Below are 15,494 nucleotides of genomic sequence, written 5' to 3'. Positions count from 1 at the left end.
AGATTTCATAGTTAGGGATGGTGGTGAAGAACTGGGGAGATAGAAGATGAAAAATAAATCTAAAATAATTATTTGTTTCATGCTAGGCTCTGTTCTGTTCGGAAATTTTTCTCAAATCATCAATGCCGGCAGTTCAGCAGTATGGGCACAAGAAAAAAATAAAAGTCTAGAACCAAGTCAAACTGAAGAAGAACCTGTATCAGTTAATTCAGGTGAGGACCAAATAGAGTCTGAAGAAACAACAGAGGCAATCCAAAGTCAAGAAAAAGTCAGCTTGAACGAAGAAAGTAATCAAGTAGAAAACGAAGATACTTCACACTCTGCTACATCTTCTGAAGGACAGTCAACTGAAAATGAAAATAATATGGAAGTTGGCTCTATCAATGACTCTGCCGATAAGTATGCTGAATCAAAAGCTGATGGGACGATTTTAGCGGATGTCGTCGAACAAACGATCGAGCTTGGAACATGGTCAGGTGAGATACCTGACGTCTCAAAGATGTTTACCAATGTGCGTCTCGAAGATGGAACAGCAATCAATGCTTCAGATTACACAGCGGAAGTCACCTCAATTCCCAGCTTTGATAACCTGGCAGCTACAGATAAAATTAGTGTGAAAATTACACGTAAATCAAATGGCGCTGCTACTTATGTACAGGTACCTGTTAAAATGGTTTGGGGAAATACGATTCAGCTTCGAGGAATTATAGATTCTGTAGCTGGGGCGTATACGCTTCATAAAGTTGGTAACGGCTATCGACTTCGCTCAAGCTACGGGCAAGATAATGACTATTATCCCAGTGGGGTTCATGGGTATTATCCTGATACACCCTATCACTCAATCACTTTATTAAGAGGATCGGGTAAAATCGATCAGTTGAGTAGCACCTATTACAAAGAAACAAAAGGTACCAATACTGCCAAAGAAGTGGTAGAAAATTTTGGAACAAATGGGCAACAATATGTTCAATTAGGTGATGTCGTCAAAATTTGGCATAGAGAACAAAAGAAAAATTCCTATACGAAAGATGAGAAAGAAATTACTTACTCAACCAAGAACGAAGATAGCACGTATTTCGCAATTACTGCCGATGGCTTTATTCCCTATCGTTTGAATCAGTTGAAACCAAAAGAGATTACGATTTCTGCAAGTGACTCGAATGCGGATTTAGACAAACGAAAAGATGAGATGATTGATTTTTCTGGGTATTCTGGTAACGACTTGAAAGTCTCAAAAATTACCGAATATCCGGATCGTTCAAAAACTGGCGTCGCCAAAGGTAAAGTCTTGGTTGAGGAAACTATTGCAGGTGTGACACAAACGTATGAATACGAAGTGACTTATAATGTAACCGATGACCGACGAATCTGGGCAGACGTGGTGGAACAAACGATCGAGCTTGGAACATGGTCAGGTGAAATCCCCGCTGTTTCAAAAATGATTACTAACGTACGTTTAGAAGACGGAACAGCAATCGATTCTTCTGGTTACACGGCGGAGATTACCTCAGTTCCTAGCTTCGATAATATGACGGTCACGGACAAAATTGGTGTGAAAATCACCCGTAAGTCAAATGGTGCGATGACTTATTTACAAGCACCAATCAAGATGTCCTGGGGAAATACCATTCAACTTCGAGGTTATGATAATGGTACAAGTGGTGCATATACACTTCATAAAATAGGAAATACGTATTATATTCGTTCCAGCTATGGAGAAAACAAAAATTATAGAAGTAACGGTATCCATGAGTATCGTAAAGGAATGACCTATCAGTCAATCACGTTACTAAGAGGGACCGGAAGAATCGATCAATTAAGTAGCACATACTATGAAGGATTCAATGGTGAAATCACAGCGAATGAAGTAGTCAGTAGCTTTGGAACGAACGCACAGAAGGATGTTCAACTGGGAGATGTCGTCCAAATATGGCATAAGGAACAGTGGCGAAACTCCTATACTAGAAATGGAAGTAATGTTAAGTATTCAGACATGGATGAAGGAAGCGTCTATTTTGCAGTAACAGCTGATGGTTTTATCCCGTATCGTTTGAATCGGTTGAAACCAAAAGAAACAACAATCACGACCAAAACCACCAATGCAGAGTTAGATAAACAAGTGAGTGATTTGATTGACTTTCTTGGGATGAGTGGAAATGGATTGAAAGTTTCTAAGATCACTGAGTATCCTGACCGGTCCAAAGCGGGAACGGCAAAAGGTAAAGTCTTAGTGGAAGAAACAATCTAAAGTCTTAGTGGAAGAAACAATCGCTGGTGTAAAATTAAATTATGAGTATGAGGTTAATTTTAATGTTTTGGATGGCTTAGAAGTGAGCGCAAAAACAATCGCTGACATCTCATTAGGTACAACATTATCAAATAATGCAAAAGACTATGTGAATGTAAAATCTACACCAGAAGCCGAAGATAAATTGGTTTTTGAATGGATTAGTGATCCGATTAGTGCTTCGACAGTGGGAACACATCAAGCAAAGGTTCGTGTGACGAGCCCAACATATCAAGTATCTAAAGAGATAACTATAGACTACAAGGTTTTATATGGAAAGAGTATCGTGTTAGGCGAGCCATCGATGATTGCTCTTAGTTTACTGGATAAAGCAGGGAACCCTAATTTAGTAACGACTGGTCTGAACACAAGTACTAATCTTTCGATGAGACCAAATATCACAGCGTATCGTAAAAACATAGATCAAAAACTGTTCGAATTGAAAACAGATACGGTTTACCAAACGTCGAAGGAATTAGCAAGCAGTTGGAGCAAAGAACTTCAAACAACAAGCCTAATATACGGTGATGTACTCTCCATTGAAAGTTTTCATCAAAATGATCCAACGTTTCCATTAAAGGGTGCACAAACTTATGTGAGTCGAAATGAACAATTAGTGAAAGAAGCCGAAGGCTATCAAAAAGCACTGTATGAAGTAACCACTGGAGGGTATTCATTACTCAATGTCAATCGTTTGACTCCGAGTAATCAAGAAGTGACTCAAGGAATGACACACGAGGCACTCGATCAACGTATCGGCGATTTTCTATCAACAGAAAGTTTCAATAATGTGAAGGTAAAAGAATTTGTTTCGTATCCAGATACATCAAAACTTGGCACAACAAGTGCCGTAATTAAAGTAGAAGAAACGTTACAAAGTGGAGGAACTTTTGAATTTAATTACACGGTACCATTTACAATTGTAAAAACGCTGGAAGTGAGCGCAAAGACAATCGCTGATATCTCATTAGGTACAACATTATCAAATAATGCAAAAGACTATGTGAATGTAAAATCTACACCAGAAGCCGAAGATAAATTGGTTTTTGAATGGATTAGTGATCCGATTAGTGCTTCGACAGTGGGAACGCATCAAGCAAAGGTTCGTGTGACGAGCCCAACATATCAAGTATCTAAAGAGATAATTATAGATTACAAGGTTTTATATGGAAAGAGTATCGTGTTAGGTGAGCCATCGATGATTGCTCTTAGTTTACTGGATAAAGCAGGGAACCCTAATTTAGTAACGACTGGTCTGAACACAAGTACTAATCTTTCGATGAGACCAAATATCACAGCGTATCGTAAAAACATAGATCAAAAACTGTTCGAATTGAAAACAGATACGGTTTACCAAACGTCGAAGGAATTAGCGAGCAGTTGGAGCAAAGAACTTCAAACAACAAGCCTAATATACGGTGATGTACTCTCTATTGAAACTTTTCATCAAAATGATCCAACGTTTCCATTAATGGGTGCACAAACTTATGTGAGTCGAAATGAACAATTAGTGAAAGAAGCCGAAGGCTATCAAAAAGCACTGTATGAAGTAACCACTGGAGGGTATTCATTACTCAATATCAATCGTTTGACTCCGAGTAATCAAGAAGTGACTCAAGGAATGACACACGAGGCACTCGATCAACGTATCAGCGATTTTCTATCAACAGAAAGTTTCAATAATGTGAAGGTAAAAGAATTTGTTTCGTATCCAGATACATCAAAACTTGGCACAACAAGTGCCGTAATTAAAGTAGAAGAAACGTTACAAAGTGGAGGAACTTTTGAATTTAATTACACGGTACCATTTATCGTCAAAGCACCGAAGTTAACGCTGGCTGCAGATCTAACTGTTGAAAACCTGTCAAGAAGTGAGGAAGAAACCAATGTTGGTGATGAATTACTTTATGTTTACACGCTAACGAATAATAGCTCCGTTGCGTCACTTAAGTCAGGAAATCTTTCAATTGAGTTACCAGAGGGATTGGAAGTCGTGACACGAAGTGAACAAAATGTGAGTATTGATGAGCTAGCACCTGGTAAAACGTTTACTTATCAAGTAAAAGTAAAAGTGACAGATGCTGCGTTGAATCAAAATCCAGTAGTTAAAGTAACAGGAAAAGCAACAAATGAAAGTTCAGTCGAGCAAGATATTCCAGAAGCTTCAATCGAGGTTCCGGCTGGCATCGTTACTCAGATCGATACATCTGAAATCAACCTAACAATACCAACAAAAATGAATTTTGGTTCAGACGAAGAAAAAATCATTTCACCTGTTTACAAAATGGAAAACAATTCAACTGTACCTGTCGAAGTCAAGGTTGAACAGTTTGTTGCCGACGAGAATTTAAAAGGAAAAGAGTTAGCCCTGAATCTCATTTCGAATAATAAAAAAATTGTCCTTTATGAAAATGAGAAAGGATTACAAAAATCAGAATCGTTAGAAGTTCTAGGCTTTAACGAAATAAAGACAATAGACTTTGAGGGATCCGTTAAAGAGCAAACTGAACTATCAAAATCTTCATCCACTATGTATTTTAGATTTAAACCGACTCCGTAAATCATGTATAAGATGTTTAAAAAGCAGAGATATTGCAATGAAAACAGGTCTTAAAGGGAATAAGTAGATAGTCAGCTTCTTTTGTCTATTTTTATAAAAAACAAGCGAGAACATCTGTTACTAACATATAGCTATTTTTTAGGTTCATTGTGACGAAAACAAGCATCGTATGCATCTGTTTCTTCAAGATGCGATACTTGGTGTAGCAAGTTGTGCTTACAGACCATATGAACCTAGCACATAAACAAAAAGGTGCCATCAATTTCCCAAATAGGAAATTTGAAGGCACCTTTGTTGTTTTGAAAAAGTTGTTCTTTTAACAATTATCATGAATCGGTTAAAGACATGACAATGATTGATTAACTCTTATTGTTTTTTCATTTGTAAAATTATTTCTTCAACAGGGGTCACGATAATCGTTTTCTGATTTTCATAAATAACGAATCCAGGTTTGGAGCCATTTGGTTTACGAATATGTTTTACTTGAACCAAATCTACAGGAACTTGCGCTGAATGACGATATTTTGAGAAGTAAGCAGCTAATTCTGCTGCTTGAGTAATCGTCTCATCAGATGGCTCGTTACTTTTGATAATCACGTGTGAACCTGGGATGTTTTTTGCATGGAGCCAGTAATCTGATTTTTTAGCAGTTTTCATTGTTAGTAAATCATTTTGTAAATTATTTTTTCCTACCAGAATTTGAGTACCGTCTTCAGCAAAGTAAACATCTGGTTGAGAAGGTTTCTTTTTCTTTTGCTTTTTAGCAGATTTCTTTTTAAAGTACCCTTGATCGGTTAATTCTTCTTTGATTGCTTCAATATCCATTGGACCTGCAATTTCAAGTTGAGCTAAGACAGAATCAAGATACTGAATTTCGTCTTTGGCTTCTTGGATTTGTTGACCAATTAGTTTAACGGCATTCTTTAGCTTTTGATAACGATGGAAATACTTTTGTGCGTTTTGGTTAGGTGTTAATGCAGGATCAAGCTTAATGGTCAGAGGTTGATCTGCTTCGTAGTAATTCGGTAAAGTGACTTCTGTTGCACCACGTGGGACTTGAGTCATAAAAGTGGTCAACAGTTCACCATTGCGACGAAAATCTTCAGCATTTTCAGAATCTTTTAGTGTTTGTTCTCGTTTTTTTAATTTATTTTGATTTCGTTTACGCTCGTTTTCCATTTTTCGAATCAATTCGCTACCTTGCTGTTTGGCACGGTCTTTCTCTGCTTTGTCATGATAAAAACCGTCAAGCAACGTGCTCAAGGTTGAGTAGTTTGTTATTTGATCAGCAGTTTTCGCAATTGATTGATAGGAAATGGGGGTAAAGAAGTCTTTATTTTTTGCTTCATAAAGCGTAGGGGAAAGTTTATCATTCAACTCATGGAAAAAGTTTTCCCAAACAGCCATTTTTTCATTAGGTTGTTCTGTCAAGCGACTTGTTAATTCTTGTGCTGTATCAAAACCAAGACCTTGGAAATTTTGCTGTAAAATTTTTGGTGTCAGTTCTAATTGGGAAAGACGTTGAAAGATTTTTTCTTTTTCTGCTGAAAATGGATTTAATTGTTCTTGTTTTGGTGGAGCAACATACGTAACACCAGGAATCAGCGACCGATAAGTATTTTGAGAGCTTCCGATGTGTTTGATTGCATCTAAGATTTTTCCGCTTTCCCGATTGACCAGTACAATTGTGCTATGACGACCCATCAGTTCAACAATCAAAACAATATTTTGTAAGTCGCCCAGCTCATCTCGTTTTGTAAAATGAAAATGAATGACACGGTCATTTTCAACTTGTTCGATTTTTTCTAACAAAGCACCATCCAGATGTTTTCTTAGCATCATTACAAAGTTAGGGGGTGTGTCAGGATTCTGATAATCAATTTGCGTAATCTGAATTCGCGCATAGCTAGGATGAGCGGATAATAACAAACGATGATTGGCTCCGCGCGAGCGAATAACTAAAATAATTTCATTTTCATAAGGTTGGTGAATTTTGGAAATTCGACCAGATAATAAGGTATCACGCAACTCACTAACCATTGCGTGGGTAAAAACACCGTCAAAGGACATAATGCTTCCTCTTTTCTTTTCGTAATTAGTTTCATTATAACGAAAAACAAGTATAAAAACCAATAGTGGCGTAATCGTAATGCCAGTAAAGCGCTAGTCTATTTACGTACAAGTTTCTAGTGATTTATCAGTGAAAAGAATCTATATTTTGCATAAATAGTAAAAATTTCTGAGGGAGACGCAATTTTTTTCGTCAAAGTGCTAATTTATAGGTATAATAAAGAAAATGAACAAACAACATCGGAGGAAAAAGCGAGGTGTTTATTATTTGGGGAGAAATAAAAGAAAAAATCCAAGAAAGCTGGACGCAATTTGGTGACGCGTTTGCTGAAAATCCAATCAAATATTTTTGGCGTGCAGGTGGCTTACTTTTTTTATCATTGTTGTTAGCAGGCTCAATGATTTTTTTGCCTGAAAAAATCAAAGCAGATCAAGTAGATAGTTTGGTGTATTCAACGATCACCTCTGATAAAGTCAAAGGGTTTGATTACAGTAATGCTAAGCAAACAATTGCTGATAGCAAAGCGATATCAGTCATGTTTTGCGTGCCAAAAGGTGAAACCTATGAACAAGTCTTGTCTATTTTTAATGATTCAAAGAAAATGGAAGAGTTGAATCGTCAAATTTATTTTTATCCTCTCGTTTATGACGTTGCTGAGGAAGAAAAAGAGTACGGGATCAACAGGGAACAAATCACATTTATTTTTTTTGATGGCGGTAAGGAGACGAACCGAGTCGTTATCGGTAAGGAAGGAATCACGGATGTTTCAAAAGAATTAGTACCGGAGTTGAATCGCCTTCCATTAGCAAATATTAAAAAACTTGAACTTGAAATGACAACAGACTCAACACAATAATTTGCACAATGTAAATATTTCTATTGACGAATAAAAAAAATTCGATTAGACTTAAATCAATTATTTGACGAAAGGGTGAACCACAATGAACTTATCAAACCAAACTTTACTAGGAAACAATAAAGCATGGCGTAACTGGCGTAGATGAGTTGTATTGATGGCGAACTTTCCCATAGATACGACTTTTTAGAGAACAATCTAAAGTTTGTATCTATGCTAGACAAGAAATTTGACTACCGCATAGAGACTTCTATGCGGTTTTTTGTGCACTAAGGACAATACCGTAAAAGGAATTGTCCTTTTTTTGTTGGGTTTGCTTAATAATAAAACAATTTATTAAAACATTGTTATCGTTCATAGCAAAAATAACTAGTTATTAACAGGAGGAAAAAAATGAAAAATAAACGATTGATAGCGGTCGTAGCGCTACTGGGAATCTACTTGATTGGTAGTTTCGTTTACGAAAAAATGGCTGAGACGAAAAGTGCAGCTCCAGCAACAACGGAAGTAAAAGAAATCGGTGTTTTACAATATGTCAGTCATCCAGCATTAGATGAAATTTATCGCGGAATCAAGGATGGGTTGAAAGAAGAAGGATTGGTTGAAGGAAAAAATCTTAAAATAAACTTTCAAAATGGTCAAGCCGATCAAAGCAAATTAGCGACGATGAGCCAACAACTTGTTCAAGCAAATCCAGCGGCACTAATTGGAATTGCAACACCTGCAGCACAAGCATTAGCAAATACTACAAGTGAGATTCCAGTGGTGCTAGGCGCTGTAACAGATCCAGTTGGGGCAGGATTAGTTGAGTCCTTAGATAAGCCGGGAAAAAATGTGACCGGTGTTTCTGATCAGCCGCCTGTCAGTGCTCAAATCCAATTAGCTACAACCTTACTACCACAAGCCAAAAGAATCGGAATTCTTTATGCGTCATCGGAAGATAATTCTAAATATCAAGTTGCGCAAGCGGAAGCTGCTGCAAAAGAAGCTGATTTGACAGTGACAAAATATGCAGTACCTTCAACAAATGAAATTGCACAAACAGTTCAAGTCATGAGTCAATCTGTTGATGTGATCTATATTCCTTTGGACAACACGATTGCCAATGCGATGCAAACAGTTATCAAGGAAGCAAACAAAGAACAAATTCCTGTTATTCCATCAGTTGATACAATGGTTGAACAAGGTGGTCTGGCAACAATTGGGATCAATCAATACCAATTAGGTGTTCAAAGTGGCAAAATGGCTGCAAAACTTGCACTAGGAAAAAATGAAGCAGCTACGACACCTGTTTATACCTTTGATAAAGGTGATATTATCATCAATCAAGAGCAAGCAGCTCGCTTAGGTGTCACGATTCCTGAAGAGGTAAAAGAAAAAGCTAAAAGTGTAACACAGGAGTCAATAAAATCAACTGAAAGTTCAAAGGAGGAAGACAAATGATCGTCTCATCTATTTCACAAGGAATGCTTTGGGCCATTTTGGGTTTGGGCATTTTTATGACTTATCGAATTCTTGATTTTCCTGATATGACAACAGAAGGGTCATTTCCGTTGGGTGCAGCCGTTTGTGTGACTGCGATTACGAATGGGGTAGCACCGATTTTTGCTACACTTTTAGGAGTAGGAGCAGGAATGGTAGCCGGCTTGGTAACTGGTTTGCTTTATACAAAAGGAAAGATTCCCGTTATTCTTGCTGGAATTCTAGTAATGTCTGGTTTGAATTCAGTGATTCTATATGTGATGAAAACACCTAACCTTTCTTTATTGAATCGGCCCATTTTACAAGATAGTTTCCAAAGACTTCAACTACCAAATTATTTTGATACAGTTTTGTTAGGTTTAATTGCGTTAGGTGTGATTATTTCTATTCTGTTGTTTTTCTTCAATACAGATTTAGGTCAAGGATACATTGCAACAGGGGATAATGAAACGATGGCACGTTCTTTGGGGATTAAAACAGATCGAATGAAAATTTTGGGGTTAACGTTATCAAATGGGGTGATAGCTCTTTCTGGTGCATTAATTGCTCAAAATGATGGTTATGCAGATGTAAATAAGGGAATTGGTGTAATCGTTATAGGTCTTGCTTCGATCATTATTGGCGAAGTGATTTTTCAAGAGTTAACATTGGCGGAACGGTTGATTGCTATTGTTGTTGGTAGTATTATTTATCAATTATTGATTTTGATCGTTATTAAATTAGGTTTTGATACAACTTACTTGAAACTATTCTCAGCAATCATTCTTGCATTTTGTTTGATGATTCCGCAAGTGAAAAAAGCGCTGAATCTAAAAACGGGCTTTGAGAAGGAGGCAAAATAAATGACAGCAATCTTAACCATCCAAAATGGAAAAAAAGTTGTGAATAATGGACTGAATGAAAATAAAGTTTTACTTGAAGATATCAACCTCTCAATCAATGAAGGAGATTTTATTACTGTCTTAGGCGGAAATGGGGCAGGTAAAAGCACGCTATTCAATACAATTGCGGGGACACTGCAACTTTCTCAAGGCAGTATTTTGTTTAAAGATCGAGTGATTACGAAAGATTCCGAAGAAAAACGTGCAGCGTTTCTGGCACGTGTGTTTCAAGATCCTAAAATGGGAACAGCGCCGCGAATGACTGTTGCTGAAAATTTATTGTTAGCACAAAAACGTGGACAAAAGCGTCCTTTACACCTGAGAAATTTAAAAAAACAAAAAGAATTTTTCTACCAATTATGTCAAGAAGTCGGAAATGGATTGGAAACACATTTAGATACGCCAGCAGGTGAACTTTCTGGCGGACAGCGCCAAGCGCTAAGTTTATTGATGGCAACGATTCGAGTACCAGAACTATTGCTGTTAGACGAACACACAGCGGCTTTAGATCCTAAAACAGCGAAATCATTAATGGAACTAACCAACCGCCGAATCACGGAACAAAAATTAACTTGTTTGATGATTACTCATCGAATGGAAGATGCATTAAATTATGGAAACCGATTGATTGTTTTACAAAAGGGACGAATTGTTCAAGATTTGAATGCACAAGAAAAACAAAACTTATCAATGAGTGATTTGTTACAATTTTTTGAGGAAGTTCTTGATTAAAAAAGGTAAAAAAATGAGTAGTATTGAGAACCAAGCAAGAGTGTTGCGAATGTCTTCGCCAATGTTTGCGCAACATTGAGTCGTGTCTCCAACTTGTGGACGTTTTCTTCTGATTGAATCGGATACAATCAAAAGAAAGAGGTAAGGACTTCTATCTATCCTTACCTCTTTTTAGCTGGCGAAGTAGAATGAAAAAGGAATTGACAAGCTCCTTTCATTCGTCCTATACTTAGTACAATCTAAGACAGTTTAGGCGTTTCGTGAGGTTATACTTTGAGTGAAAATTAAATAAGTTTCATGAGATGCTTTACGTTTTGTGAATAGTTCAAGACATCTTGCCACGTAGTCGTTTACTGTACTTTTTGTTTAGTACGAAAACACTAGGTGGTTTTTTTTATATTTCATGACAAGATAAATAAACAAAATAGTATTACTTTGGACAATCAAGGAGGACAAAGCGTGATTTCTGGGAAAACAAAACTTGCAGGTTTTTTTGCAAATCCAGCGGAACATAGTTTATCACCACGGATGCATAATCGTGGGTTTCAAGCTTGTGGTGTTGATGCGGTATATTTAGCTTTTGAAGTAGATCAAACAAATCTGGCACGAGCAATTGAAAGTATTCGCACATTGGATATGTTAGGTGTGAATTTGTCAATGCCTAACAAAACGACGGCTATCGCTTATGTCGATGAACTAAGTCAAGAAGCACAGTTGATTGGTGCAATCAACACGATCGTGAATCAAAATGGGAAACTGATCGGCTATAATACAGATGGTATTGGTTTTGTGAAAGCAATGGCAGAAACCGCAAAAATTAAGATAAAAGACAAAAAAATAACTATTCTCGGTGCTGGTGGTGCGGCTAAAGCAATCACTGTCCAGGCTGCTCTTGAAGGTGCTAGAGAAGTTGTTTTATATAAAAGAAAAAATGAACGATTTTTAACGGTGAAACGTGACTTTGAAAAAATTGGAGAACAGACTGATTCAATCGTACGAGTGGTTGATTATGCAGATGAGGAACAACTCGTACGTGACTTGCAGACGAGTGAGCTATTAGTGAATGCAACAGATATTGGCATGGGTAAAAAAGAAGGACAATCGCCGTTAGCAAAAGCTACCTTTTTACATGAAAACTTATTTGTGATTGATTTAATTTATTCACCAAGAAAAACACAATTACTAAAAGAGGCAGAAAAAATAGGTGCGCCTGCCTTTAATGGTTTAGGTATGCTATTATATCAAGGTGCAACGGCTTTTCATTTATGGACGAATCACGAAATGCCACTTGATATCATGAAAGATTTATTTGAATAAAGGGGAAAAAGAAATGATTATTATTATGAAACAAAATGCAACAGATGAACAAATTTCACAAGTCGTGAATCGTGTAAAAGAAGAAGGCTTAGCTGTTCAAATGAATCGTGGAAATGAGCAACAAATCGTTGGCTTAGTTGGTGATACTAGAAAAATTCAGGATGTTGCCTTTCAACGATACGACGGAGTAGAAGAAATTGTTCGTATTACAAATACGTACAAACTAACCTCGCGTGAGTTTCATCCACAAGATACAGTTGTGGATGTTAACGGCGTCAAAATCGGTGATGGTTCTTTTGTCACAATGGCGGGCCCATGTTCCATTGAGGGCTTAGATCAAATTCGCGAAACAGCTCGAATAGCTAAAGCTGGTGGTGCGAAAATCTTGCGTGGTGGTGCATTCAAGCCAAGAACTTCACCTTATGCTTTCCAAGGGTTGGAAGAAGAAGGATTGAAATACATTCGCCAAGCGGCAGACGAACTTAATATGCAGGTCATCACTGAAGTAATGGATGAAGCCCACATTGAAATGGTGGCACATTATAGTGATATTTTACAAATTGGCGCACGAAATATGCAAAATTTCCGTTTACTTGAAGCGGTTGGAAAAACAGGCATGCCAATTGGATTAAAACGAGGGATTGCTGGAACGATTAATGAATGGCTAAATGCTGCAGAATATATTGCTGTTCAAAATAATAATCAGATTATTTTTATTGAAAGAGGTATTCGAACGTATGAAACGGCAACTCGAAATACGTTTGATTTAAGTGCCGTTCCTTTGATTAAAAAGCTTAGTCATTTCCCAATCATTGTTGATCCAAGCCACGGGACTGGAGTTTGGGATTTGGTTCCGCCGATGGCTCGTGCTGGTGTTGCTGCAGGTGCCGATGGCATGATTGTTGAAATCCATCCCGATCCGGTTAATGCTTGGTCAGATGGCCCGCAGTCTTTGAATGAAAAAACGTATCTGAAGATGATGGAAGAAGTGCATATTTTAGAAAAAGCAATGAAAGAAATTCGTAAATTAAATAGCTAATGACAAAGGAAATGCAGGTGTGAACATGAGTATTCAAGTAGAGCTACCACAACATTCTTATGAAATCATTATTGAAAAAGGTGCATTATCGAGAATCGGTCAATGGGTGAACGCTTTGTGGTCCCCACAAAAAATTTGTTTGATAACTGATAAAAATGTTGATTCACTTTATGCTCAAGCAGTGAGTGACCAATTAACTAATGCAGGCTACATGGTAATCAAAGCTGTGATTGAGCCGGGCGAAGCAAGCAAATCATTGCAGCAAGCAGAAAAGTTGTTTCAGTTACTAACAGAAAAACAATTTACTAGAAGTGATGGCATCATTGCTTTAGGTGGTGGCGTAATTGGTGATCTAGCAGGTTTTGTTGCAGCAACGTTTATGCGTGGTATTCATTTTTTACAAATCCCGACGACTTTACTTGCTCAAGTAGACAGTAGTATTGGTGGAAAAACAGCAGTGAATACCTCGTATGCCAAAAACATCATTGGTGCATTTTGGCAACCTGAAGGGGTATTGATTGATCCGGATACGTTACTTACGTTAACACCAAGAAGAGTCAGTGAAGGATTAGCAGAAGTAATTAAATATGCTGCAATTGCTGACAAAAATTTATGGGAAACCTTAGTGAATATAAATGGACGAGAGGAAATAGTTCAGCAATCTGAACAAATAATTGAAGCGTGTTTAGCTATAAAAAAAACAGTAGTTGAAGCAGATGAATTTGATAATGGGCAACGACTAATTCTTAATTTTGGCCATACAATCGGTCATGCTGTTGAAAAAACTGCCGGTTATGGAAAGATTACCCATGGAGAAGCTGTTGCAATCGGAATGATTCAATTAACCAAAGTCGCGGAAAAAAAGGGTTTAACGGAAACAGGAACAACGGAAAGTTTACGTGAAATGGTGCGGAAATTTGAACTTCCTGAAGAAACAACTGAATGGCAAGAGCGTGCATTATTTGAAGCTATCACTCACGATAAAAAAGCACGAGGAAATCGAGTGAAATTAATTGTGCTCAATAAAATTGGTGAAGCAACTATTTTGCCGACCCCCTTAAATGAATTAATGGATTATTTGAAGAAGGAGGAGAAATGAGATGCGCTTTTTGACAGCCGGAGAATCGCATGGATTAGAATTAACCGCGATTATCGAAGGATTGCCAGCAGGTCTTTTCTTATCTGTTGATGAAATCAATCTTGAACTAGCAAGACGTCAGGTCGGTTATGGTCGTGGCGGCAGAATGAAAATCGAAAAGGATCGAGTAAAAATTACTTCGGGTGTTCGTCATGGCTATACACTAGGTTCCCCAGTAACATTAGTTATTGAGAATAAAGACTGGAAAAATTGGCAAACTGTGATGTCGCCTGAACAAGTTTCTGAGAAAGATGCACCCCTGCGACAAGTGACTAGACCTCGACCAGGACATGCAGATCTTGTTGGGGGGATGAAGTATGGTCACCGCGATTTAAGAAATGTTTTGGAACGATCATCCGCGCGTGAAACGGCAATACGAGTAGCGATTGGAGCCGTTTGTAAACAATTGCTTAAGGAACTGGACGTATCAGTTGCTGGGCACGTATTAGCCCTTGGAGGTTTGAGAGGTGAACTACCGGATAACTTGACAGTAGAAGAAATCAAACATCGCTCTGAAAATTCCGAATTACGTGTAGTTGATCCTAAAGTTGAAGCTGCGATGAAAGAGTTGATTGATCATACGAAAAAAGCGGGAGATACTTTGGGTGGCGTAGTCGAAGTGCTAGTAGCAAATGTTCCAGCTGGGTTGGGAAGCTATGTCCATTGGGATGAAAAACTAGATGCGAAAATCGCCCAAGCAGTGATGAGTATCAATGCTTTTAAAGGTGTCCAGTTTGGCTTAGGTTTTACTATGGCAAACTTGCCTGGATCAAAAGTCATGGATGAAATCACTTGGGATGAAACGCGTGGATTTACTCGGCAGTCTGATAACTTAGGTGGTTTCGAAGGTGGCATGACCAATGGTGAAACGATTATCGTACAAGGAGTAATGAAGCCAATTCCAACTTTATATCGTCCGTTACAAAGTGTTGATATCCAATCAAAAGAAGCATACCGAGCAAGTGTTGAACGTTCTGACACGACAGCTGTTCCTGCAGCAAGCGTCATTTGCGAAAGCGTCGTGGCAACAGAGATAGCTAAAGCATTTTTAACAAAATTTTCTGCGGACACTTGTGGGGAATTAAAAGAAGCTGTTGACTTGTATCGCGATCGAATTGCTCAGTTTTAACG

The 15,494-nt window shown here is 37.8% G+C and carries 11 protein-coding genes; 10 read left to right on the top strand and 1 reads right to left on the bottom strand.

The window, feature by feature from the left end:
- The first annotated feature begins 46 nt into the window (after positions 1 to 46).
- The gene (locus tag IGJ66_RS06930; RefSeq protein WP_430616418.1) at positions 47 to 2,248 is read left to right on the top strand and encodes a hypothetical protein; all 2,202 of its coding nucleotides are present in this window, start codon (positions 47 to 49) and stop codon (positions 2,246 to 2,248) included.
- Between the two features lie 82 nt (positions 2,249 to 2,330).
- The gene (locus IGJ66_RS06925) at positions 2,331 to 4,847 is read left to right on the top strand and encodes a hypothetical protein (protein ID WP_430616417.1); all 2,517 of its coding nucleotides are present in this window, start codon (positions 2,331 to 2,333) and stop codon (positions 4,845 to 4,847) included.
- Between the two features lie 366 nt (positions 4,848 to 5,213).
- On the opposite strand, the gene efbA is transcribed toward IGJ66_RS06925, so the two are convergent.
- Entirely contained in the window at positions 5,214 to 6,917 is a 1,704-nt protein-coding gene (gene efbA / locus IGJ66_RS06920) for a fibronectin-binding protein EfbA (RefSeq protein WP_075491477.1), read from the bottom strand.
- A 257-nt stretch (positions 6,918 to 7,174) separates the two neighbouring features.
- Here efbA and IGJ66_RS06915 point away from each other — a divergent pair, with 257 nt between their 5' ends.
- The 8 genes from IGJ66_RS06915 to aroC all read left to right on the top strand — a co-directional run bounded on the left by IGJ66_RS06915 (position 7,175) and on the right by aroC (position 15,492).
- On the top strand, positions 7,175 to 7,774 hold the full coding sequence (locus IGJ66_RS06915) for a hypothetical protein (RefSeq protein ID WP_086270905.1): 600 nt from the start codon (positions 7,175 to 7,177) through the stop codon (positions 7,772 to 7,774).
- 393 nt (positions 7,775 to 8,167) lie between these two features.
- Complete coding sequence (gene trpX / locus IGJ66_RS06910; protein WP_430616416.1) at positions 8,168 to 9,217, top strand: tryptophan ABC transporter substrate-binding protein; 1,050 nt, start codon at positions 8,168 to 8,170, stop codon at positions 9,215 to 9,217.
- Positions 9,214 to 10,098 carry an ABC transporter permease gene (locus tag IGJ66_RS06905; protein ID WP_067482217.1) on the top strand — a complete coding sequence of 295 codons (885 nt, stop codon included), beginning with the start codon at positions 9,214 to 9,216 and terminating at the stop codon, positions 10,096 to 10,098. The genes trpX and IGJ66_RS06905 overlap by 4 nt, the downstream gene beginning before the upstream one ends.
- Complete coding sequence (locus IGJ66_RS06900; RefSeq protein WP_067482215.1) at positions 10,099 to 10,869, top strand: ABC transporter ATP-binding protein; 771 nt, start codon at positions 10,099 to 10,101, stop codon at positions 10,867 to 10,869.
- A gap of 459 nt (positions 10,870 to 11,328) precedes the next feature.
- Positions 11,329 to 12,186: a shikimate dehydrogenase gene (locus IGJ66_RS06895; RefSeq protein ID WP_270345414.1), complete on the top strand. Its 858-nt coding sequence runs from the start codon at positions 11,329 to 11,331 to the stop codon at positions 12,184 to 12,186.
- A gap of 13 nt (positions 12,187 to 12,199) precedes the next feature.
- Positions 12,200 to 13,225 carry a 3-deoxy-7-phosphoheptulonate synthase gene (aroF, locus tag IGJ66_RS06890; RefSeq protein ID WP_430616415.1) on the top strand — a complete coding sequence of 342 codons (1,026 nt, stop codon included), beginning with the start codon at positions 12,200 to 12,202 and terminating at the stop codon, positions 13,223 to 13,225.
- A 25-nt stretch (positions 13,226 to 13,250) separates the two neighbouring features.
- Positions 13,251 to 14,324: a 3-dehydroquinate synthase gene (gene aroB, locus IGJ66_RS06885; RefSeq protein ID WP_067482209.1), complete on the top strand. Its 1,074-nt coding sequence runs from the start codon at positions 13,251 to 13,253 to the stop codon at positions 14,322 to 14,324.
- A gap of 1 nt (position 14,325) precedes the next feature.
- Positions 14,326 to 15,492 carry a chorismate synthase gene (gene aroC / locus IGJ66_RS06880; protein WP_430616414.1) on the top strand — a complete coding sequence of 389 codons (1,167 nt, stop codon included), beginning with the start codon at positions 14,326 to 14,328 and terminating at the stop codon, positions 15,490 to 15,492.
- The last annotated feature ends 2 nt before the right edge of the window (positions 15,493 to 15,494 follow it).

Origin of the sequence: Enterococcus sp. DIV0176, assembly GCF_050528535.1 — a bacterium.
Taxonomy (GTDB): Bacteria; Bacillota; Bacilli; order Lactobacillales; family Enterococcaceae; genus Enterococcus_B; species Enterococcus_B thailandicus.
The sequence above is the reverse complement of the archived record's forward strand: the minus strand, read 5'-3'. Positions and strand labels throughout refer to the sequence as shown.